The sequence below is a fragment of the Pseudonocardia sp. TRM90224 genome (genome assembly GCF_021245725.1).
Classification (GTDB): domain Bacteria; phylum Actinomycetota; class Actinomycetes; order Mycobacteriales; family Pseudonocardiaceae; genus Pseudonocardia.
The window spans coordinates 177,827-198,472 of the sequence record NZ_JAJGSX010000008.1 but is presented as its reverse complement, the minus strand read 5'-3'; the positions used below and the strand labels follow the sequence as shown (position 1 = coordinate 198,472).

Genomic DNA, 20,646 nt, shown 5'->3' with positions numbered 1-20,646 from the left:
AGGCCGCTAGCCCTCCTTCTCCTGGGCGCGTTTGCGGCGCTTGCCCTCGTGCATGGCGACGACCCTGGCGACGGGGATGTCGTGACCCTCGGCGAGCAGGTCGGCCGGCAGCTGCTGCGGCTTCGGCATGCGTTCGCGCCACGGGTCGCCGTCGCCGAGCAGCCCGAGGGCGGTGCGGACGGTGAAGTCGGCTGGTGTGACGTCGCCGAGGTCGTCCCAGTCGACGGGGAACGAGACGGGGGTGCCGGGCCGGATCCGCGGGCTGTAGGCGGCGGCGACGGTCGCGCCGCCGGAGCGCGTGGAATCGAGGAACACCTTCCCCTCGCGCTCGTCCTTGATGTACGCGGTCGTCGCGATCGACGGGTCGATCCGCTCGGCGCGGGCGGCGATCGCGCGGGTCGCCGCGGCGGCGTCGTCGAACCCGGTGCCGTCCGCGAGCGGCACCATGATGTGCAGGCCCTTCGCGCCGCTGGTCTTCACCACGCCGTGCAGGCCGGAGTCGTCGAGGGCCTGCCGGACGAGCCGCGCCGCGCTCACGACGTGCGCGAAGTCGTCACCGGCCGGCGGGTCGAGGTCGAGCACCACGTACGTCGGGCGGTCGAAGCTCTCGCGGAACAGGGTGGGGTGGTACTCGATCGCGCGCTGGTTCGCGAACCACAGGAGCGTGCGCCGGTCGTTGCACAGCGCGTAGTGCACCTCGCGCTTGGACGCCTCCGCCCACACCCCGATCGTCGCGATCCACTCGGGCGCGTACTTGGGCACGTTCTTCTGCATGAACGGCTCCTGGCCGGGGCGCACGCGCAGCACCGAGAGCGGGCGGTCGCGCAGCTCGGGCAGGATCCGGTCGCGCACGGCGTCGAGGTAGTCGACGAGGTCGCGTTTGGTCGCGTCGGCGCCGTCGAACAGCGGGCCGTCGAGGTTGGTCAGCTCGACGCCGTCGCGGGTCTCCGGCGGGGTCCGTGGCATGTGCTCTTCCTACAGCTCGTGGAAGCGCACGTCGACGAGCGCGCCGTCGCGGGTCTCCGCCGTCAGGTAGGTGTGCTTCGGCTGACGGCGCCGGTCGGTCGGCGAGCCGGGGTTGAGCAGCCGCAGCCCGGTGTGCGCCGTGGTGTCCCACGGGATGTGGCTGTGGCCGAAGACGAGCACGTCCGTCTCGGGGTAGGCGAGCGCGCAGCGACGTTCCCGGCCGGTCGCGGCGCCGGTCTCGTGCACGACCGCCATCCGGATGCCGTCCAGCTCGACGCGCGCCACCTCGGGCAGCCGCGCACGCAGCGCCGGGCCGTCGTTGTTGCCATAGACGCCCACCAGGCGCGCGGCCCTGGCCTCCAACGCGTCGAGCGCGTCGAGCGACACCCAGTCGCCAGCGTGCACGACGACGTCGGCGGCGTCGACGGCCGCCCAGACCGGTGCGGGCAGGTCCTTCGCCCGCACCGGCAGGTGCGTGTCGGAGATGATCAGGAGCTTCAGGAGACGCCCACGAGGTCGACGACGAAGATCAGCGTCTCGCCCGGCTTGATCTTCGCGCCGGCTCCGCGGTTGCCGTAACCGAGGTGCGGCGGGATGACGAGACGGCGGCGGCCGCCGACCTTCATCCCGGAAACACCCTGGTCCCAGCCGCCGATGACCTGGCCGGCGCCGAGGTTGAAGCGGAACGTCGAGTTGCGGTTCCAGGACGCGTCGAACTCCTCGCCCGTGGAGTGCGCGACGCCGACGTAATGCACCTCGACGGTCCTGCCCGGCGTGGCTTCCTGGCCGTCGCCGGTGGTGATGTCGTCGACGACGAGGTCGGCCGGGGCCGGGCCGTCGATGGGGTCGATCTCGGGTCGCTGCAGAGCCATGGCGCACAGCCTGCCAGTACCGATCCGGTCCGGCCGGGTCAGGTGGGGGTCAGGTCGGCTCAGGTCGGCTCAGTGGCCCCTGTGGACATGCCGAGGGCGTCTTTCAGGAACCGCACCTGCAGGAGCAGCAGGTTCTCCGCGACGACCTCCTGCGGGGTCATGTGCGTGACCCCGGAGAGCGGCAGCACGGTGTGCGGCCGCCCGGCCGCCAGCAACGCCGACGAGAGCCGCAGCGTGTGCGCGGCCACGACGTTGTCGTCGGCGAGCCCGTGCACGAGCAGCAGCGGGCGGGTCAGCTTCGCGGCGTCGTCGAGCAGCGACGACCGCGTGTACGCGTCGGGCTGCTGGTCGGGGTGGCCGAGGTAGCGCTCGGTGTAGTGGGTGTCGTAGAGGCGCCAGTCGGTGACGGGCGCGCCGGCGACGGCGGCGTGGAACACGTCGGGCCTGCGCAGCACGGCGAGCGCGGCGAGGTAGCCGCCGAACGACCAGCCGCGGATCGCGACCCGACCGAGGTCCAGCTCGGGGTGCTCCGCCGCGAGCGCGTGCAGGGCGTCGACCTGGTCGTCCAGCACCGGCGTGGCGAGGTCGCCGTGGACGGCCCGCTCGAACGCGAGCCCGCCCGGTGTGCCGCGCCCGTCGACGACGACCACCGCGAAGCCCTGCTCGGCGAACCACTGGCTGGCCAGGTGCGCGGCGCTCGACGCGACCACCCGCTGGGCGTGCGGCCCGCCGTAGGGGTCCATCAGCACCGGGAGCTTCGTGCCGGGCTCGTGCCACGACGGCAGGAGCAGCGCGGTCGGCAGCGCGCGGTCGGTCACCCTGCGCAGCACCGGCCGCGGGGTCAGCCCCGGTGGATCCGCCAGCGACGTGACCGTCAATTCGGCGCCGCCCGCCCGCCTGACCGTGGTCACGGTGCCCTCGGACTCCAGGTCCTGCCGGGTGACGACGAGCGTGCCGGCGGTGCGGCGCCCGGTGAACAGGCCGGGGCCCGGCGTGATCTCGGTGAGCCCGTCGCGGCTCCACGCCCACAGCGTCACCGACGCGGGATCGGTGCTCGCGCGCAGCAGCACCGTCTCGCCCTCGATGTCGACGACCCCGCGGACCTGCATGCCCGGTGGGGTCACCGGCTCGCCGTCGACGACGAGGCGGTGCGTGTCGGCGCTGCCCTCGATCGTGACTAGCGCGCCCGACGCGGTGTGCGCCGGCACGCCGGGCACGATGTCGACCCAGTCGTCGTCGGTGATCTCGCGCAGCGGCGTCGTCGCGCCGGTGGCCGGGTCGACCGCCAGGATCCGCAGCGCACGCTGGTCGCGCGGCTGGACGACGATCATCAGCGCGTGCGCGCCCCAGACGGCCTGCACGAGGTACTCGTCGCGTTCGGTGTCCCACCGCACCGGTGTCCGGGTGCCGTCCAGCGCGACGATCTCGCAGGTCACGAGCGCGTTCGTGGTGCCGGCAGCGGGGTAGCCGACGACCGTGGGCGTGCGGTCGGGGTTGGCGGGGTCGGCGATGTGCCAGCGCTGCACCGGCGAGTCGTCCACCCGCGCCACGAGCAGGGCGTCGCCGTCGGGCGACCACCAGTACCCGCGCATGCGGTCCATCTCCTCGGCCGCGATGAAGTCGGCTAGGCCGTAGGTGACGCCGTCGTGCTCCGGCTCGACGAGCGCGGAGGTGCTCCGCGCCCCGATCTCGTGGATGTACAGGGTGCCGTCGCAGACGAACGCGATGCGGCGCCCGTGCGGGTCGGGCCGCGGGTCGACCACCCCGGGCGGCGTCTCGACCAGCCGCGGGCTGAAACCGGCTGCGAACTCGGTGACGTAGAGCTGGCCGGCGAGCGCGAACGCGGCCATCGTCACCGGGCGGTCGGTGGCGTAGGCGACCACCCCGCCGGCCTGCTCGCGGGCCCGCTCGCGCCGCGCACGCTCCTCCGGCGGGAGGTCGGTCTCGTCGGCGCCGAGCTCGAGCGGGTCGACGACCAGCCGCTCCTCGCCGGACCCGAGATCGAGCGTCCACAGGCACGTGACGGGGTCGGTGCCGCCCCGGCTGCGCAGGAACACCACCCGCCCGCCGTCGGGGGACACGCTGACACCTCGGGGTGCGCCGAGCGTGAACCGCCTCGTGCGGGCCTGCCGGCGGGGGAAGCTGTCGGTCACGGTCGACCAGTCTCGTCGGTGCGCCGCCGGCTAGTCGACGCAGGGCACACCGGCGGCGGTGATCACCCGTTCCGCCGTGGTCGTGGGGACGGCCGTCGTCGTGGGAGCGGCGGCCGGATCAGCCGTCGGGGGAGCGCTCGTGGGGGCGGACGGTCCTGTCGTCGGCCCTGCTGTCGGTCCTGCTGTCGGTGGGGCGCTGGTCGCGGTACCCGCAACCGGGGTGCCGCGCACGACCGACTGCACGAACTCCTTCACCGTGTCGGTGTCGATCTCCACGGCGACGCCGTCGACGGGTGTCTCCAGGTCGGGGCGCCCGGTGGGGATGGTGCGGAAGGTCAGCTCGTCGACGGCGAGCCGGCTGAACTGCGTGACGGCCTCGTCGAGGTCCCAGCCGCGGTCGAGCACGACGAAGCGGGTGGCGAGGTCGACCAGCCCGGCCAGGCGCGACGGGTCGGTGAGCACGCCCGTCGAGCGGAGGCGCTGCGCGAGGCCTGCGGCGAACGCCTGCTGGCGGGCGATCCGGTCGAGGTCGCCGCCCTCGAGGCCGTGGCGCTGGCGGACGAAGGCGAGCGCGCTCGCGCCGCGCACGGTCTGCTCGCCCGCGGGCAGGTCGAGCCCGGAGTAGGAGTCGCGGGCCGGTTCGTTGAGGCAGACGGGCACGCCGCCGAGCGAGTCGGTCAGCTCGAGGAAACCGGCGAGGTTGATCTCGGCGAAGTGGTCGATGCTCTCGCCGGTGAGCGCCTCGACGGTGGCGACGAGCGTGCGCCGGCCGCCCTCCCTGGCGCGGCGCTCCAGGTCGGCACCGCTGAATCCCTGCGCGGACAGGGCCCGCTCGACGTCCTGCATCCCGCGCCGGTACGCCGAGTTGATCTTGTGTTTCTCCCGGCTGCCGGCGATCTCGACGAACGAGTCGCGCGGGATCGAGACCGCGACCGCCGCCGCACCCGGCTCGGCGGGCACGTGCAGCAGGATGATCGTGTCGGTGTGCAGCTGGCCCTCGTCGGGGCCCGCGTGCATGGCGTCGAGCGTGGCCTGCGGCAGCGGGTTGCCGGCGGCGTCGGTGCGCGCGTCGAGACCGACGAGCAGCGCCGTGAACGCCTCACCGAGCCGGACGGGACGCGAGCTGGTGACGGCGTCGCTCGTGACGCGGGAGTTGTCGATGCGCTGCTGCAAGGTCCAGCCGAAGCCGGTGGCGAACAGGGTGGCCGCCGACGCCAACGCGACAGCCGTCCGGCCGGCCACGCGCAGCCCACGCCGACGCTTGCTGGTGCTCAATCCGACTCCCGGTGACCGCTCAGAGACCGCCTGCCCCCGAGCGACCGGCCGGAGATCCACTTTAGGCGGACCAGGCGGTCCTGTCATCCCAAGGGCTCAGTGCGGGCTCGGGGTGGGCCGAACGGCCCAGCGGTGCAGGTCCCAACGGGCGGACGGGGAGGGCAGCAAAGCCACTTTCCTGCCCTCACAGGGCCGGAAAGTGGCTTTCCTGCCCTCCCGCCGCCGCGCGTACTGCGGCGATGAACGCGGCGATCGCGGGGTGGCCCGCCGCGCCGCGGCGGTACGCGGCCGAGGTGTGGCGGCGCATCGGCAGCGGCGTGAACGTGACCTCCGGGTGCGGGCCGTCGATGCCCAGCTCGGGCACCATCGCCACCCCGTGCCCGACACCGACCAGCGCGACCGCGGTGGCGAAGTCGTCGACGACGTGCCGCACCTGCGGCGTGAAGCCGGCGGCGCGGCAGGCGCCTGCCGTCATCGAGCCGCAGCGGGTGGTGGGCGGGGCGACGATCCACGGGACGTCCCGCCAGCGCGCGAGCGGTTCCGGGGTGCTGGTGGACGTCCATCCGCGTGGCGCAGCGAGGTACATCGGCTCCGCGAAGAGCGGTTCGGTCGCGACGCCGTCCACCGGCGGGTCGGGCACGCCGTCGTAGGAGTGCACCAGTGCGACGTCGAGATCGCCGCCGCGCAGCGCCGACGCGACCTGGGCGGGATCGATCTCCCACACCGAGGCGACCAGCTCGGGATGATCGGCGCCCAGCGCGGCGAGCGCGGCCGGGACGATCCGGCGCGCTGCGGTGGGGAACGTCCCGACCCGCAGCGGCCCGGCGACCGCGCGGGCCGCCGCGAGCTCGGCCGCGGCCTGCTCCAGCCGCTCGAGCACGGCCTCGGCGTGCCCGACCAGGCCGCGGGCCGCCGGGGTGAGCGTCACCCGCCGCCCGGTGCGTTCCAGCAGCGTGACGCCGGCCTCGCGTTCCAGCGTGGCCAGCTGCTGCGACACCGCGGACGGGGTGAAGGCCAGCGCTTCGGCCACGGCGGCGATCGTGCCGCGATGGTGCAGCTCCCGCAGCAGCCGCAGACGGCGGACGTCGAGCATCAGTCGAGCTTACGAGAACCGACAGAAACGTGAACTGGACCTGCTGGGTCGTGACCTCCAGGGTTCGGCGTATGAGCCCCCGCGGACTGTTCGTGCCACTGGTCACCCCGTTCGGCCCGACCGGAGCGGTGGACGTCGCCGCGCTCGAGAAGCTCGCCGGCGACGTCCTCGACAACGGCGCCGACGGCCTCGTCGCGCTCGGCACGACCGGCGAGCCCGCGACGCTCGACGCCGTGGAGCGCCGGGCCGTGATCACCGCCTGCGCGCGGGTCGCGGCCGGGCGGCCACTCCTCGTCGGCGTGGGCGGCAACAACACGCGTGCGGGCGTCGACGCGCTGCGGGACCTCGCCGGGGTCCCCGGTGTGACGGCGGCGCTGGTGCCCGTCCCGCCCTACACCCGGCCGAGCGCGGCCGGGGTGGCCGCGCACTTCACGCAGCTGGCCGCGGCGAGCTCGTTGCCCCTGCTGGTCTACAACGTGCCGCACCGCACCGGGCTCGCCGTCGACGGCGCGACGCTGCGCGAGCTCGCCACGATCCCCGGCGTGGTCGGGATGAAGCAGGCCACCGCCGCCCTCGACGCCGACACCGTCGTGCTGCTCGCCGACCCGCCGCCGGACTTCGTGGTGCTCGCCGGCGACGACGTGATGGCCGGCCCGCTGCTCGCGCTCGGCGCCGCGGGCGGGATCCTCGCCTCCGCGCACGTCGCCACGGACCGCTGGGCGGCCATGGTCGGCGCGTGGCGCCGCGGCGATGCCCTCGCGGCACGGGCCGCTGCCGCCCCGCTGGCCGCGCTCGCCGCCGCGCTCTTCGCCGAACCGAACCCGAGCGTGATCAAGGGCGTCCTGCACGCCCAGGGCCGCATCCCGACCGCCGACGTCCGGCTGCCGCTGCTCCCGGCCACGCCGGCCGCGGTGGAAGCGGCGCTGGCTCGCATCCCGTAGCGGAGTCACGTTCTGGCGGGTGGGGTGGGTGGCCGAGGTTGTGCCTGGAAAGCCACTTTCCCAGCACCTGGCGCCGGGAAAGTGGCTTTCCAGGCAACCCCAGGGCCTGGCCTCGGCGCTAGTGGTCGACCGCGACCAGCGCGCGGTGGTGCCGGGGTGTCTCGATCTCGTCCAGCAGCGCGACGGCGAGGTCGGCGTAGGAGAAGAGCGTGGAGCGGTCGGGCTGCGTCGGGAGGACGGCGGTGCCGCCGGTGCGGTAGCGGCCCGTGCGCGGCGCCTCCGCGTCGAGCATCGTGGGCGGTGGGGCGAGCACGAGCCAGTCCAGCTCGGCCGGCGCGCCCGCGAGCACGTCGAGCTGCGCGACGTGCCCAATCGAGAACGGCCGGTACTCGGCCGGGTAGCCGGGCGCGTCGTGGAACGCGAGCCCCGGCTCGACCTCCAGCACCGAGCCGATCCCCACCAGCACGAGCCTGCGCACGCCGGCCGCCGTGAGGCCGTCGACCAGCGCTGTCGTCGCGGCTGTGTAGAAGTCGACCGCCGGGACGTCCAGCCGCGTCGCCGCGGTGATCGCGGCGTCGTGCCCGGCCGCCGCCTTCGCCACGGCCGCCGCGTCGGTCACGTCGGCGGTCACCCGCCGCACTCCGTTCGCGGCGAGGTCCTCGTGCCCCGCCCGGACCACCGCGGTCACGTCGTGCCCGCGCGCGACGGCCTCCGCGACCGCTCGCCGTCCTGCTCTGCCACCCGCCCCGAAGACGATGATGCTGCTCATGGAGCGGACGGTAGGAGCCGAGGGGCCGGTTTCCGCAACGTAACCAGCGCCACCGGCCGTACGCTCGTCGTGTGCGCGAGCCCCTCGACCCCGCCATGTTCGACGGCTGCGGCACGGCGAAGCCGCCGATCAGGGTGGGCGACAAGTGGACGGCGAAGATCCTCGTGTGCCTGCAGGGCGGCCCGCGCCGGTTCGGTGAGCTGCGGGTGCCGCTGCACCAGGTCAGCGCGAAGGTGCTGACGGCGTCGCTGCGGGCCATGGAGCGCGACGGCATGGTGGAGCGGACCGTCTTCGACGAGAACCCGCCGCACGTCGAGTACGCGTTGACACCGCTGGGACACACCCTGTTCGGGCCGATCGAGGCCGCCTGCGCATGGACGCGGGCCCACGCGGCGGCCGTCGAGCAAGCCCGTGCAGAATCTGGTCATGCCTCGTTTCAGTAAGCAGTTCGAGGAGCTCGCCGTACGGCACGCCGCTTTCGCGTTCCACCAGTCGCTCGTGTTCGCCGCCGAGGTGGAGGCCGCGAACTGGGCGTACGACCTCGAAGCGAGGACGTTCAGCGTCGGCGACCGGACGCTGCCGATGTCGCCGCTCGGCACGACGCTGCCCGACCACGGCGTGCTCGCGTGGTGCTGGGCCGACAGCTCGCTCGAGCGCTGGCCATGGACGAAGGACGCCTCGTGGCGGCTGCGGATGTACGGCATCCAGCACGACGTCCCCGAGTTCACCACCGGCGGCGTCCCGATCGGGGAGTGGGACGACCTCGACGAGGCCGCGAAGCGGATCACGCTGGTCGCGATGGGCGTGCTCGGGGCGAAGGGGGCCAATGGCTTCCGGATGCACCACGGCGGCGGGTTCTACGTGCTGACGGAGGACCCGGCGATCCCCGCGCCGGCCGAGCCCGAGCCCGCGCTGGTCGAGCAGGTGCTGACGCTCGTCGCCGAGTACTTCCCCGACGTCGACCAGACGGAGGTCGCGGCGAGCTACGTCGACGCGCTCGGCGGCTGGTGGTCGCAGATCCCCGGCGGGCTGACGCTGCGGTTCGCCACCGGCGGGATGTCGCTGCACTACAACGGCAACAGGCTCGCGTGGACGGGCCCGAGCATGGGCTGACTCCGCTGCGCGAGAATCGCGGCGTGAAGTGGACGCGTGCGGTGCACCACCTGCGGTCGCTCGCCGAGCAGTGCGGCGACATGGCCGGCAAACCGGAGTCGATCTTCCCGCTGCGGGTGCGGCAGGTCTGGGCGTTCGGCGAGCTCCTGGGCGAGCAGCGGGACCTGGACCAGGTGCAGGCGGCGCTGGTCGTCGACCTGCCGGTCGAGGACCTGCCCTGGCTCGCCGAACCGCAGGGCGCGGAGCACTGGATGAACGCCACACGCACCAACAAGAACCCCGTGCGCGTCTGCTGGCGCTCGATGCACGCGCCCGTCTGGAACCACGAGGTCGAGCGGCCGGCGCTCGTGTGGGACATCGAGGCCGGCGTCGACGAGAAGGTGCTCGACGCGCTCACCAACGCACGGGCCGAGCCCTTCCGGCAGCAGGCGCCCACCGCGGAGGAGCGGCGGGCGCGGATCGACGACGAGCTGGCGGTGTGCCTGCAGGCGCTGCGGCGCAACACGAAGGCCTACGACGAGCGGCGGTGGGGCCGCGGCTCCCAGACGTCGGCCGCCGACCGCCTCTGGCTCACGTGCGAGGGCTACCTCGACGTGCTCGACGCGGTGCAGGGGACGTAGCCGACCGGGCCGGGATGAGTGCGTCCCGCACGTGTTGCCTGGAAAGCCACCTTCCCAGCCCCAGGCGCCGGGAAAGTGGCTTTCCAGGCGCGCCTTCGTGAGTTGCGGGTGGTGAGGGCTGCCGTGAGAGCGATCAGCACCCGCAAGTCGGCCAGCGCGGCGTCCGCGCCCCGGCCCTCGCGTGTGGACCGCCCACCCTCGCTGACGTCTGCAGCACCGCGCCGAAGGCGCGCGAGTGCGGTGCCGCAGCGACCGGGGGTTGGTCGCCGCGACACCGCGGTTCGTGGAGTGGTCGTCAGGTGCGTCGACGCAGCGCGCGGACGGAGAGCGGTGCGAAGACCGCCACGATCGCGACGGACCAGATGAGCGTGCCGATGACGGCCCCGGCGACCGGGCCGCCGGTGATGAGGCCGCGGCAGGCGTTCAGGAGCATCCCGGCGGGGTTGTAGTCGGCGAACCACTGCAGCCAGCCCGGCATGGCGTCGGTGGGGGAGTAGACGCCGCTGGCGAAGCTGAGCGGCAGCAGGACGGTGAACCCGAAGACGTCGAGCTGCTCGGGTTCCTTGGAGAGGATCCCGAGCAGGATCGCGATCCAGGCGAACGCCGCGGCGAAGACCAGGATGAGCGCGGTGGCGGCGAGCATCCCGCCGATGCCGTTGACGAACCGGAAGCCCATCACCAGGCCGACCACAACGGCGATGACGATGGCCCACAGCTGCTTCGCCTGGTCGGCGAAGACACGCCCGGCCAGCGGGGCCCACCGTGCGATCGGCAGCGACTGCAACCGGTCGTAGACGCCCTTCTTGAGGTCGGCGTTGATGCCGTGCCCGACGCCCATGCTGGTGAACAGCATGGTCCCGACGAGGATGCCGGGGATGAGGAACTGCACGTAGGTGGCGATGTCGCCGTCGATCGCGCCGCCGAAGACCAGCGCGAACATGACGGTGAAGATGGTCGGCTGGATGCTCATGCCGATGAGCTCGCTCGGGTCGTGCTTGATGCGCACGAGGGCGCGCCAGGCCAGCGTCATCGACTGGCTCACTCCGGCGAGCGGGTTGTTGATGGACGCGACCGATGGGTTGGGCGCGATCGTCGTCGCGGTCATGCGGCGATCTCCTTCGTCGTGTCGGGCGAGTCGACCGTCTCCGCCGTCCCCGCCGCGTCGCGCTCGCGCGCGGAGCGGCCGGTGAGGGACAGGAAGACCTCGTCGAGGGTGGCGCTGCGCAGGGAGAGCTCGTTGATCGTGATGCCGCGCTCCTCGAACTGGCGCACGGCGCTGGGCAGGATCGTCGATCCGGTCACCGGGGCGGTGACGGTCGAGTCGTCCACCTCGGGTGTGGCGCCGGTGATGGACGCGATGAGCGAAGCCACGAGCGGGATGTCGCTGGCCAGACTCGGCTTCACGATCAGGCTCTGCGCGCTGGTGGTGGCCTTGACCTCGTCCGGGGTGCCGTGGGCGATGACCCGGCCGTGGTCGACGACGGCGATCTCGTTCGCGAGGGCATCGGCTTCGTCGAGGTACTGCGTGGTGAGCAGCACGGTAACCCCGTCGGCGACGAGACCGCGGACGGTGGCCCACAGGTCGAGTCGGGCGCGCGGGTCCAGGCCGGTGGTGGGTTCGTCGAGGAACAGCACCTGGGGACGGGTGACGAGGCTCGCGGCGATGTCGAGCCGCCGCCGCATGCCTCCGGAGTAGGTCTTGGCCGGGCGGTCGGCGGCGTCGGCGAGGTCGAAGTCGGCGAGCAGCTCACGTGCGCGGGCCCGCGACTCGGCGCGGGACCGGCCGAGCAGCCGGCCGATGAAGAGCAGGTTCTCGGTACCGGTGAGGGTCTCGTCGACGGCGGCGTACTGCCCGGTCAGGCCGATGAGCTTGCGGACGTCGTTGGCCCGGCGGACCACGTCGAGGCCGCACACGGTGGCCTGGCCGGCGTCGGGCCGCAGCAGTGTGGCCAGCACCCGCACGGTGGTCGTCTTGCCTGCGCCGTTCGGTCCGAGCAGGCCGAGCACGGTGCCGGAACGCACCTCGAGGTTCAGCCCGTCGAGGGCGAAGTTGTCGCCGTATCGCTTCGTCAGGCCTTGGACCCGAATTGCGTGCTCCATGAATGGATACCTCCGTTGTCATGTCGGGGCGGTGTCGTGTCAGGGCGGTCATGTCGGGGCCCGCTGACAGATCGGTGAAGATCGCCGACCCGGCCCGCCGGTCGGCGTAGCGCCCGTAGGTGCATATGGTCGAGGAGCTGGGGGGACTCGATGAAGTGCCGCGGTCATCGATGCCATGTGCGTTTCTCATCCGGCCCGCTACTGAGCGTGCGGAACGCCCTCCACGATCGGTAGTGACGCACGTCATATTCGGGTAGGGAAAAACGCATCGTCGGACTCGTGACCTGCGGCGTACCGGTGTCCAGGGTCTGCCGATCACCATTGGGGCCACACCGACAGACCAATCACCGGAGGCCGTCATGGAACTCGGAGTCATCGCTCAGGACCGTTCGAGTGGCGTCCGCGAGGGCGAATCGTTTTCCCGGCTCGTGATCGAGTCGTTCGACAACTGGACCGATTCGGACGACCACATGGTCACTTGGTCCGGCGGCACCATAATCATTCCTGCATCCTGATGACCACGTCGGGAAACACCCTGGTCCCCCGGTTCCGTCGGCATCTGCGCGCCGAGATCGGGGCAACCGGGGTGTTCCTGTTCAGCGAGGACGGGGTGTCCGCGCTGCAGGGCGCTCCGGTCGCGGAGCTGGCGGCGATGCTCGACGGCCGGACCGACCTCGCCGCGGTGCAGGCGGCCTGCCCCGGCGGGCTGGCGCCCGAGCAGGTATCGGGGATGCTGCGACAACTGGTCGACGCGGGGCTCGTCGAGTACGGGACGCCGGCCGCGGCGGACGTCGACGAGCGAGCGCTGGCCTGGTGGGACGCGTGCGGGGTCGACTACACCACGGCGGCGCCGACCGGACCCGTGTCGTTGACGGTGCTCGGCGACGCGATGGACCCGGGCTTCGTGCGGGCAGCGCTGGCCGGAGCCGGGCTGACCGTGTGCCCGGACCCCGGCGGGTCGGCCGGCCCGTCCAACGCCGAGCTGGGTGTCGTGCTGACCGAGGACTACCTGGATCCGCGCCTGGCCGGGATCGACGCCGCGCACCGCGCCTCGGGTCGCCCATGGCTGCTGACCAAGGCGGTGGGCACCCGGGTGTGGATCGGCCCGGTGTTCCGGCCGGGCGGGGCGTGCTGGCACTGCCTGGCCGATCGGCTGCGGATCCACCGGCGGGCCGAGCTGGTCGTGCAGCGCGTGCTGGGCCACGACGAGCCGGCCCGGCGTCCCCCGTCCTCGGTCCCGCCGCTGGCCGGCGCCGTCGCGCACCTGGTCGCGCTGGAGGCGACCAAGTGGCTCGGCGGCGAGCGCTACGCCGGCCAGGAGGCGGTGTGGGTGCTCGACAGCCACGACCTGAGCGGCGAGCGACACCCGCTGGCGCCCCGCCCGCAGTGCCCGGCTTGCGGGGATCCGAACGTGGTCGCCGAGCAGGTGGCGCGGCCGTTCCGGCTGCGATCAGCGCCGAAGGTGGACGGAAGCGGTGGCGGGGACCGCGCGCGGACCCCGGCCGAGACGCTGGCCGAGTTCGGGCACCTGGTGAGCCCGGTGACCGGGATCGTCAAGCGGGTCGTGCCGGACCCGCGAGCGCCGGGCTTCGCGCACGCCTACCGATCCGGGGCCAACCTCGCCCGCAGCACGGACGGCCTGACGGCCCTGCGCGCCGGGGTGCGCGCGGTCAATGGCGGCAAGGGCCTGTGCGCGCAGGACGCCGAGGTCGGCGCGTTGTGCGAGGCCGTCGAGCGCTACAGCGGCACCTGGCAGGGCGACGAGCGGCGGGTGCGCGGAAGCCTGCGGTCGCTGGGTCGGCCTGCCGTCGACCCCCGCACCTGCCTGCTGTTCGACGATCGGCAGTTCGCCGGCCGCGCCGACTGGAACCCGCGGCACTCCGCCTTCAACCAGGTGCCACCCCCGTTCGACCCGGAGGTCGAGCTGGACTGGACGCCGCTGTGGTCGCTCGCCGACGGGCGGCGGCGGCTGCTGCCGACGGCAATGCTGTATTACGGGGCGCCGGGGCCGGCGTCGCTGTACGCCGACTCCAACGGGTGCGCGGCCGGGACCTGCCGCGAGGACGCCGTCCTGCAGGGGCTGCTCGAGCTCGTGGAACGGGACGCCGTGGCGATCTGGTGGTACAACCGGCTGCGCGTCGGTGCCGTCGACCTCGGCGGGCTGGGTGATCCACTGCTGGCCGCGCAGGTCACCCACCACGCCGGGATCGGTCGCGAGCTGTGGGTGCTCGACGTGACCTCCGATCTCGGGGTGCCCACGATGGCCGCGGTCTCGCGCCGCTACGGGCAGCGGGATGAGCGCATCCTGCTGGGCTTCGGTGCGCACCTGGACCCGGCTGTCGCCGCGCGCCGGGCGGTGACCGAGCTCAACCAGTCGCTGTCCACCGACGCATCGGCGTCGGGACCGGCCGACGACCCCGACTGGCACCGATGGATCACCACCGCGACGCTGGCGAACCAGCCCTACCTGCGGCCGCACCCGGCGGTGGCGTCGCCGGCCCGCCCGTTCCCCAGGCAGCCCGACCTGCGTGAGGACGTCGAGCAGCTGGTGGAGCGGCTCGCCGAGCGGGGGTACGACGTACTTGTCCTCGACCAGACCAGGCCGGACGTCGGGCTGCCCGTGGTCAAGGTCGTGGTGCCGGGCCTGCGCTCGTTCTGGTCGCGCTACGGCCCGGGCCGGCTGTTCGACGTGCCGGTGCGGACCGGGCAGCTGAGCCGGCCCACCCCGCACGACCAGCTCAACCCGCTGCCGCTGTTCATGTGACGACCGACCGATCGGGGGTGGCCGGATGGATGCCGGATCGAACGAACCCGCGGCGGCCACCGTGCGCTTCTGGTCGCTCGTCGCGGCCGGCGCCGCACTGGTCGCCGGCCCCGACGGTCGGTTCGTCGAGGACGACGACCCGCGCTCGCCTGGCACGAACTGCACTTCCTCCAGCACATCCGAGGCAGGCCACTCGGCACGACGAACCCGGCGGCGGCGTCGATCGCGGATCCGCCGCCGTCGGGTCCCCACGCCCCGTGGCGGTGCCCATAGGGGCCCGGTGACGTACCTGTTGCCTCGACCGGCGCACGGCCCGTTCGACGATCCGGTGTCGGGTTGGTCGGGCACCCCGGGCCGTCCGGCCGGTGAACGGACGATCGGGGAGTTGGGCGAGCTGCTCTCGCGCAGCGCCCAGGCGCCGGGACGCGGCCGCCGTTGCTGATCACGGTCACCGCTCGCACGGCGCGGCTGTCATGGATCCTGTCCGGCGGTGCGCTCGTGCAGGCGGTGCACCGGGTGGCCCGGACGATGGGGCCGAACACGCACATCGTGCCGGCCGGCGCCCCTGGCGACGACGAGGCGTTGGGCCTTCAACGGCCGGTAGAGGTGGGTGTGGCCGAATTTGTTGCGACCGTAATGCCCGGAACGACCGGATGACCCACGGTGATGCCCCTCACCTGTTAGGGTGACGGCGAGTGCCGCCCCGCGGCACGCGACCCTGACCGGGGGGTACGGGTTGGCACAACGTCTTCGTGCTGCATTGGTGGAGCCACGCCTGCTGCCGCGGCCGCTGGCGACAGTGGTGCTCGCGGTTGTGGTCGCAGGCTACGGCGGGCTGGCCATCGCCGGTGTCGTCGTCGCGACCAGCAGTTTCAGCGAGGCGTTGTTCGGCGGCGTGATCGTCGTGGCACTGCTCGCGCTGCAGCTGGGCTACCTGAGCCGGCCCGACCTGCGGCCCAGCCCGCCCTGGAGCCTGGTGGCCCTCGCCGCCCAGGCCGTGCTCGTGTTCGGGCCGATCCTCGAGTTCGGGCCGATCTGGTACGGCTTCCCCGGGTTGCTGGCCGGCAGTGCCCTTATCGTGCTGCCTCTTGCCGCCGGCCTGCCGGTGTTCGTGCTGGTCGTGGTGGCGATCAGCGCACTCAGCCTGACCGACAGCCCGTTCGCCGACTACGGCAGCGGTGCCGTGCTGGTCTACGCGGTCACGTCCACGGTGACCGGGGGGATCGCGGTCTACGGGCTGACGGTGCTGGTCCGGCTGGTGCACGACGCGCACGCGGCCCGTGAGCAGCTGCGCCGCACCGCCGTCGCCCGCGAACGGGTGCGCAGCGCGCGCGACGTCCACGACGTCCTCGGCCATTGCCTTTCCGAGATCGCCATGCGCGGCGCGCTCGTGGCCCGGCTGATCGACCAGCGCCCGGCGGAGGCACGTGCAGAGCTGGCGACGTTGTTGGCGCTCTCCCGGAGTGCCCTCGCCAGCGTGCGGACGGTGATGGTGATCCGCCAGGACCTCGACGACGGGGGCGACCCGCCGGCGCTGCCGCCCGCGAGCGAGCTGGCGCCACGCGTCGGGCGCACGGCGCTGGTGATCGTCCTGGCCGACTTCACGGTCGTGGCGATCGCGTTCGCCGCCGCCACCGCCGAGCCGTTGCCGGTGCTGGTGTTCTCCGCCGCCCGGGTGCTCCTGGCCGTGCTGGTCCTGGTGGCGTGCCGGCGGAGCGTGCAGTACCGGCTGCGCACCCGCTTCGGGCTGCTCCTGCTGATGTCGGCACTGGTCTTCCTGCCCAGCCTGCTGTCTCCGGTCCTGCCTGCGGCGGCAGGGAGCAACCTCGCCGCGGGTGCGGTGCTGGTCATGTTCGGCTTCTCGGCGGTGGGCGCCGCGACGTCGGTGCTGCTGGGGGTGAGCACCGTCCTGCTCGCGTCCCATGTGCCGTCCGACGAGCTGGGTGCGGCGGTGACCTATGCCGGCATCGGCTTCGTGCTGGTGACCGCGATCGTCTACGGCCTGGGCACCATCGACCGCCTCGTGCTGGAGATCGAGGGGAAGCGCGAGCAGCTCCGCTCGGCGGCGGTCGACCAGGAACGGGTCCGCTTCGCCCGCGACGTGCACGACCTGCTCGGCCTCGGGCTCTCGGCGATCACGCTGAAGTGCGACCTCACCGGCCGGCTGCTGGAGCAGGCCCCGGATCGGGCGCGCGACGAGCTGCACGACGTGCTCGTGACTGCGCGGCGCTCGCTCGCGGAGGTCCGCTCCCTGATCGGCGGGGAGCGAGAGCTCTCCATCGAACAGGAGTGCCTCGCGGTCGAGGCGGCGCTGCGCTCCGCCGAGGTCCGGGTCCGCCTGGTGCGCGAGGGCAGCTCGCCGACCGGGGCGCCGGGCACCGTGCTCGCCACCGTCCTGCGCGAGGGCGCCACCAACGTGCTGCGGCACAGCTCCGCGCAGTGGTGCGAGATCTCGCTGCGCCACGCCGGGGGCCGGGCCACCCTGGAGATCGTCAACGACGGCGCCGAGGAGCCGCCCCACGTTCGCCAGGACGCCGCGAGCGGCACCGGCCTGCGCAGCGTCACCGACCGGGTCGAGGCGCTGGGTGGCTTGCTCGTCGCCGTCGCGGAAGGGCCTGTGTACCGGCTGCGGGCGAGCGTGCCGGCCGAGACCGGCCCGGACGTCCGCCGGCGGGACGGGCAGATGCGCACGTGGACGATGTCGCCCGACGACGACGCTCCGGCGGCCAACTAGCGCGCGCCGAGTGAGTCGTGGGCCCGGTCTCCCGGCTCGCGGAAAGGTCGGCGGGCCGCGGGGACGGGCTCATGATCACCGTCTGGGCGCGTGAACGACCCATTTTGGTCGGTTCGTGCACCCAGCGGGTGATCATGGTCGACGCCGGCAGGTGCCCTCGCGTGCCCAGACCGTCAGGTGCCTTCCGGGCGATCCGTCCGGCGGCCCTGCACCCACAGCTGGGCGTTCACCAGCTCGGGGACGGAGCGCTCGATGCTGATCCGCAGCGGCCCGTCCGGGGCCAGCCCGTCCCCGTCGGCCAGGTCCTCGACGGCCGGCAGCCACGTGGAGAGGACCGACTCGAGGACATCGCTGCGCGTCACGATGGGGCTGTAGGCGATGCTGGCCATCGAGCGGTCGTCGGCCAGATCCACCTCCACGTACTGCCACTCGCTGTCGGGCCGCCGGACGGGCTCGACGGACACCCCGTCGGCGAGCGCGGAGATCGCCGCGTCCGTCACCTCGGCGACGTGCGGGTGCCGGATCCGGTTGGTCAGGAGGAACCGGTCCACGATCTGGGGCCCGGCGGCGAGGTATGAGCGCAGGTCGTCGGCCTGCTCGGCCCGGTCGATGTCGGCATCGCGCTCCCAGACCGATCGGCGCACGCACAGCCACGGCTCGGCCGGGTCGTCGTCGGGTGACTCGTCGTCGGTCCGGTACACGCCGACGCACCGCATCCGGTCGCGCTCCTCGACGAAGGTCACGAGCCACGGCTCGAACAGGAACGACTCGCCACGGACGGTCGCGCTGAAGAACCGGATCCCGGTCATCTTGGCCCGGCCGATCCGCCGAAGCGTGATCGGGAGCGCCCGCAGCCGCGGCGGGCGATCGACCCGGAAGCCCGGGTAGCCGGTCGGACCGTCCTCGAACTCCATCCCGATCATGTTAGGCCGCCACTGAGCAGGCCTCCGAATTCACCGTCAGGGCACCTGTGCCCGCCGCCGCGCGCCCAGCCCCGCGCGGTACTGCACCGGCACCGGGTGCCCGTCGAAGCCCTGGTCCAGCGCGGCGTTGAGCGTCCAGTAGGGGTCGACGAGGTGCGGGCGGGCGAGGCAGCAGAGGTCGGCGCGGCCGCCGGCGATGATCGTGTTGGCGTCCTCGACCGACGCGATCGCGCCGACCGTCATCGTCGGGATCCCGGTCTCCTGGCGGATCCTGTCGGCGAACGGGGTCTGGTACAGCCGCCCGTACGTGGGGTCGGCATCGGTGCTGGTCTGGCCGGTGGAGACGTCGATGATGTCGGCGCCGTGCGCTGCCAGCAGCCGGGCGAGGGCAACGGCGTCGTCGCCGGTGAAGCCGCCGTCGACCCAGTCGGTGGCGCTGATCCGCACGCTGATCGGGCGGTCGTCCGGCCACGTCGCCCGCACCGCCGCGAGCAGCTCGCACGCGAATCGGGCGCGTCCGGCCAGGTCGCCGCCATAGCGGTCGGTGCGGTGGTTGGACAGCGGCGAGAGGAAGCTCGACACCAGGTAGCCGTGCGCGAAGTGCAGCTCCAGCAGGTCGAACCCCGCGGTGGCCGCGCGCCGGGCGGCAGCGACGTGATCGGCGATCACGGCGTCGACGTCGTCCTGCGTCATCTCCCGGGGTACGGCGCTGTCGGTGCGGTACGGGATCGGTGAGGGGCCGATGATCTCCCAGCCGCCCTCGTCGTCGAGCGGGTCGTCGATGCCTTCCCACATGACCTTGGTGGAGCCCTTGCGGCCGGCGTGCCCGAGCTGCATCCCGATCTTCGCGTGGCTGTTCGCGTGCACGAAGTCGACGACGCGCGCCCATGCGGCGGCCTGGGCGTCGGTCCAGATGCCGGGGCAGCCGGTGGTGATCCGGGCGTCGGGGGAGGTGCAGGTCATCTCGGTCATGACGAGCCCGGCGCCGCCGACCGCGCGCCCGCCGAGGTGGACGAGGTGCCACTCGGTGGGCATGCCGTCGGCGGCGGAGTACTGCGCCATCGGGGAGACGACGATCCGGTTGGCCAGCTCCATGCCGCGCAGCTTGTAGGGGTGGAACATCGGCGGGGTGCCGTCGGCGACGGGCAGTCCCGTCGAGCGCGTGCGGTCGGTGAGCCAGCGGTCCAGGCGGGCGACGTATTCGGCGTCGCGCAGCCGGAGGTTGTCGTAGGTGACCCGCTGGCTGCGGGTGAGCAGCTGGAACACGAACTGCTCCGGCGGCAGGTGGCGGTAGCGGGCGGCGCCTTCGAACCACTCCAAGCTGGTCTGGGCGGCGCGTTGCAGCGACGCGACGACGGGCTGCCGGTCCTCGGCGTAGGCCTTGAGCGCGGCGTCGACGCCGGGCTCGCGATCGACGGACGTCGCGAGGCTGATCGCGTCCTCCAGCGCCAGCTTGGTGCCCGAGCCGATGGAGAAGTGGGCGGTGTGGGCGGCGTCGCCGACGAGCGCGACGTTGTCGGCCGACCAGCTGTCGTTGCGGATCACCGCGAAGTTGAGCCAGCCGGAGTTGTTGCCGATCAGGGCGTGCCCGTCGAGGTGCTCGGCGAAGATGCGCTCGCAGAAGGCGATCGTGGCCTCGTCGTTCTGCCCCGGTCCACGGGGAACGGCGGCGAACGCGTCGAGGCCGGCGCGGCGCCAGGTCCGCTCGTCGGTCTCGACGATGAACGTGGCGCGCTCGGCGTCGAACGGGTAGACGTGCGCCCAGATCAGACCGAACTCGGTCTCGACGAAGAAGAACCTGAAGCAGTCGACGGCGAGGGTGGTGCCGAGCCAGATGTACTTGGCGGATCGGCGGTCGAGGCTCGGGCCGAACCGGTGGGCCAGCTCGGTGCGCACGAGCGAGTTCGCCCCGTCCGAGGCGATGACCAGGTCGTTTTCGCCCTTCAAGACCGTGAGGTCGGGGGCCTCGGTGCGGTAGCGGACGTCGACGCCCAGCTCGTCGGCACGCTCACCGAGGATCGCGAGGAGCCGCTTGCGTTCCAGAGCGGCGTACGCGTGGCCGTCGGAGCGTTCGCGGACGCCGAGGAAGTCGATGTCGACGGCGCTCCAGCAGCGGAACTCGGCCTCGATGCGGCCGAACGACGCGGGGTCGGCGGCGGCGATGTTGTCGAGGGTCTCCTGGGAGAAGACGACGCCGAAGCCGAACGTGTCGTCGGCGGCGTTGCGCTCGTAGACGGTGATCTCGCGGGCGGGGTCGGACTTCTTCAGCAGGATCGCGCTGAACAGCCCGCCCGGCCCGCCGCCGACGGTGGCGATGCGCACG

20 protein-coding genes are annotated in these 20,646 nt (G+C 73.0%); 9 read left to right on the top strand and 11 right to left on the bottom strand.

Annotation, left to right across the window (positions count from 1 at the left end; genetic code table 11):
* Window positions 1–6: 6 nt before the first annotated feature.
* The 6 genes from LL648_RS15625 to LL648_RS15600 all read right to left on the bottom strand — a co-directional run bounded on the left by LL648_RS15625 (window position 7) and on the right by LL648_RS15600 (window position 6,359).
* Window positions 7–966 (bottom strand): DNA polymerase domain-containing protein, encoded by a 960-nt coding sequence (locus tag LL648_RS15625; protein ID WP_232663274.1) that lies wholly within the window; start codon window positions 964–966, stop codon window positions 7–9.
* A 9-nt stretch (window positions 967–975) separates the two neighbouring features.
* Window positions 976–1,467 carry a metallophosphoesterase family protein gene (locus tag LL648_RS15620; protein ID WP_232663399.1) on the bottom strand — a complete coding sequence of 164 codons (492 nt, stop codon included), beginning with the start codon at window positions 1,465–1,467 and terminating at the stop codon, window positions 976–978.
* The gene (locus LL648_RS15615; protein WP_232663273.1) at window positions 1,464–1,838 is read right to left on the bottom strand and encodes an FKBP-type peptidyl-prolyl cis-trans isomerase; all 375 of its coding nucleotides are present in this window, start codon (window positions 1,836–1,838) and stop codon (window positions 1,464–1,466) included. Before LL648_RS15615 ends, LL648_RS15620 begins: the two co-directional genes overlap by 4 nt.
* Before the next feature lie 59 nt (window positions 1,839–1,897).
* Entirely contained in the window at window positions 1,898–3,991 is a 2,094-nt protein-coding gene (locus LL648_RS15610) for a S9 family peptidase (protein ID WP_232663272.1), read from the bottom strand.
* A 30-nt stretch (window positions 3,992–4,021) separates the two neighbouring features.
* Window positions 4,022–5,266, bottom strand: coding sequence for an LCP family protein (locus LL648_RS15605; RefSeq protein ID WP_232663271.1), 1,245 nt, complete (start codon window positions 5,264–5,266; stop codon window positions 4,022–4,024).
* Between the two features lie 184 nt (window positions 5,267–5,450).
* Complete coding sequence (locus LL648_RS15600; protein ID WP_232663270.1) at window positions 5,451–6,359, bottom strand: LysR family transcriptional regulator; 909 nt, start codon at window positions 6,357–6,359, stop codon at window positions 5,451–5,453.
* A gap of 71 nt (window positions 6,360–6,430) precedes the next feature.
* Here LL648_RS15600 and dapA point away from each other — a divergent pair, with 71 nt between their 5' ends.
* Entirely contained in the window at window positions 6,431–7,300 is an 870-nt protein-coding gene (gene dapA, locus LL648_RS15595) for a 4-hydroxy-tetrahydrodipicolinate synthase (RefSeq protein ID WP_232663269.1), read from the top strand.
* A 118-nt stretch (window positions 7,301–7,418) separates the two neighbouring features.
* Here dapA and LL648_RS15590 read toward each other — a convergent pair whose 3' ends face one another.
* Window positions 7,419–8,069 carry an NAD(P)-dependent oxidoreductase gene (locus LL648_RS15590; RefSeq protein ID WP_232663268.1) on the bottom strand — a complete coding sequence of 217 codons (651 nt, stop codon included), beginning with the start codon at window positions 8,067–8,069 and terminating at the stop codon, window positions 7,419–7,421.
* A gap of 71 nt (window positions 8,070–8,140) precedes the next feature.
* On the opposite strand from LL648_RS15590, the gene LL648_RS15585 reads away from it, so the two are divergent.
* Genes LL648_RS15585 through LL648_RS15575 form a run of 3 tightly spaced genes read left to right on the top strand, consistent with a single transcriptional unit; the run spans window position 8,141 to window position 9,802 of the window.
* Window positions 8,141–8,512, top strand: coding sequence for a winged helix-turn-helix transcriptional regulator (locus tag LL648_RS15585; protein WP_232663267.1), 372 nt, complete (start codon window positions 8,141–8,143; stop codon window positions 8,510–8,512).
* On the top strand, window positions 8,496–9,182 hold the full coding sequence (locus LL648_RS15580) for a DUF6882 domain-containing protein (protein WP_232663266.1): 687 nt from the start codon (window positions 8,496–8,498) through the stop codon (window positions 9,180–9,182). Before LL648_RS15585 ends, LL648_RS15580 begins: the two co-directional genes overlap by 17 nt.
* A gap of 23 nt (window positions 9,183–9,205) precedes the next feature.
* The gene (locus LL648_RS15575) at window positions 9,206–9,802 is read left to right on the top strand and encodes a DUF7711 family protein (protein WP_232663265.1); all 597 of its coding nucleotides are present in this window, start codon (window positions 9,206–9,208) and stop codon (window positions 9,800–9,802) included.
* A gap of 295 nt (window positions 9,803–10,097) precedes the next feature.
* On the opposite strand, the gene LL648_RS15570 is transcribed toward LL648_RS15575, so the two are convergent.
* On the bottom strand, window positions 10,098–10,907 hold the full coding sequence (locus tag LL648_RS15570) for an ABC transporter permease (protein WP_232663264.1): 810 nt from the start codon (window positions 10,905–10,907) through the stop codon (window positions 10,098–10,100).
* Window positions 10,904–11,902 (bottom strand): ATP-binding cassette domain-containing protein, encoded by a 999-nt coding sequence (locus tag LL648_RS15565; protein WP_232663263.1) that lies wholly within the window; start codon window positions 11,900–11,902, stop codon window positions 10,904–10,906. Before LL648_RS15565 ends, LL648_RS15570 begins: the two co-directional genes overlap by 4 nt.
* Before the next feature lie 359 nt (window positions 11,903–12,261).
* Here LL648_RS15565 and LL648_RS15560 point away from each other — a divergent pair, with 359 nt between their 5' ends.
* The 5 genes from LL648_RS15560 to LL648_RS15540 all read left to right on the top strand — a co-directional run bounded on the left by LL648_RS15560 (window position 12,262) and on the right by LL648_RS15540 (window position 17,400).
* Entirely contained in the window at window positions 12,262–12,417 is a 156-nt protein-coding gene (locus LL648_RS15560; RefSeq protein WP_232663262.1) for a hypothetical protein, read from the top strand.
* Window positions 12,417–14,666: a TOMM precursor leader peptide-binding protein gene (locus tag LL648_RS15555; RefSeq protein ID WP_232663261.1), complete on the top strand. Its 2,250-nt coding sequence runs from the start codon at window positions 12,417–12,419 to the stop codon at window positions 14,664–14,666. Before LL648_RS15560 ends, LL648_RS15555 begins: the two co-directional genes overlap by 1 nt.
* A gap of 25 nt (window positions 14,667–14,691) precedes the next feature.
* The gene (locus tag LL648_RS15550; protein ID WP_232663260.1) at window positions 14,692–15,108 is read left to right on the top strand and encodes a hypothetical protein; all 417 of its coding nucleotides are present in this window, start codon (window positions 14,692–14,694) and stop codon (window positions 15,106–15,108) included.
* Window positions 15,102–15,323 (top strand): hypothetical protein, encoded by a 222-nt coding sequence (locus tag LL648_RS15545; RefSeq protein ID WP_232663259.1) that lies wholly within the window; start codon window positions 15,102–15,104, stop codon window positions 15,321–15,323. Before LL648_RS15550 ends, LL648_RS15545 begins: the two co-directional genes overlap by 7 nt.
* Before the next feature lie 106 nt (window positions 15,324–15,429).
* The gene (locus tag LL648_RS15540) at window positions 15,430–17,400 is read left to right on the top strand and encodes a sensor histidine kinase (protein ID WP_232663258.1); all 1,971 of its coding nucleotides are present in this window, start codon (window positions 15,430–15,432) and stop codon (window positions 17,398–17,400) included.
* A 173-nt stretch (window positions 17,401–17,573) separates the two neighbouring features.
* Here LL648_RS15540 and LL648_RS15535 read toward each other — a convergent pair whose 3' ends face one another.
* The gene (locus LL648_RS15535; protein WP_232663257.1) at window positions 17,574–18,314 is read right to left on the bottom strand and encodes a hypothetical protein; all 741 of its coding nucleotides are present in this window, start codon (window positions 18,312–18,314) and stop codon (window positions 17,574–17,576) included.
* 45 nt (window positions 18,315–18,359) lie between these two features.
* Entirely contained in the window at window positions 18,360–20,645 is a 2,286-nt protein-coding gene (locus LL648_RS15530) for a bifunctional salicylyl-CoA 5-hydroxylase/oxidoreductase (RefSeq protein WP_232663256.1), read from the bottom strand.
* Window position 20,646 lies beyond the last annotated feature (1 nt).

Excerpts from the sequence above, each read along its gene's own strand:
- LL648_RS15535 (WP_232663257.1), bottom strand. The coding sequence starts at position 18,314 with ATGGAGTTCGAGGACGGTCCGACCGGCTACCCGGGCTTCCGGGTCGAT.
- LL648_RS15600 (WP_232663270.1), bottom strand. The coding sequence starts at position 6,359 with ATGCTCGACGTCCGCCGTCTGCGGCTGCTGCGGGAGCTGCACCATCGC.
- dapA (WP_232663269.1), top strand. The coding sequence starts at position 6,431 with ATGAGCCCCCGCGGACTGTTCGTGCCACTGGTCACCCCGTTCGGCCCG.
- LL648_RS15565 (WP_232663263.1), bottom strand. The coding sequence starts at position 11,902 with ATGGAGCACGCAATTCGGGTCCAAGGCCTGACGAAGCGATACGGCGAC.
- LL648_RS15580 (WP_232663266.1), top strand. The coding sequence starts at position 8,496 with ATGCCTCGTTTCAGTAAGCAGTTCGAGGAGCTCGCCGTACGGCACGCC.
- LL648_RS15560 (WP_232663262.1), top strand. The coding sequence starts at position 12,262 with ATGGAACTCGGAGTCATCGCTCAGGACCGTTCGAGTGGCGTCCGCGAG.
- LL648_RS15555 (WP_232663261.1), top strand. The coding sequence starts at position 12,417 with ATGACCACGTCGGGAAACACCCTGGTCCCCCGGTTCCGTCGGCATCTG.
- LL648_RS15625 (WP_232663274.1), bottom strand. The coding sequence starts at position 966 with ATGCCACGGACCCCGCCGGAGACCCGCGACGGCGTCGAGCTGACCAAC.
- LL648_RS15615 (WP_232663273.1), bottom strand. The coding sequence starts at position 1,838 with ATGGCTCTGCAGCGACCCGAGATCGACCCCATCGACGGCCCGGCCCCG.
- LL648_RS15550 (WP_232663260.1), top strand. The coding sequence starts at position 14,692 with ATGGATGCCGGATCGAACGAACCCGCGGCGGCCACCGTGCGCTTCTGG.
- LL648_RS15570 (WP_232663264.1), bottom strand. The coding sequence starts at position 10,907 with ATGACCGCGACGACGATCGCGCCCAACCCATCGGTCGCGTCCATCAAC.
- LL648_RS15590 (WP_232663268.1), bottom strand. The coding sequence starts at position 8,069 with ATGAGCAGCATCATCGTCTTCGGGGCGGGTGGCAGAGCAGGACGGCGA.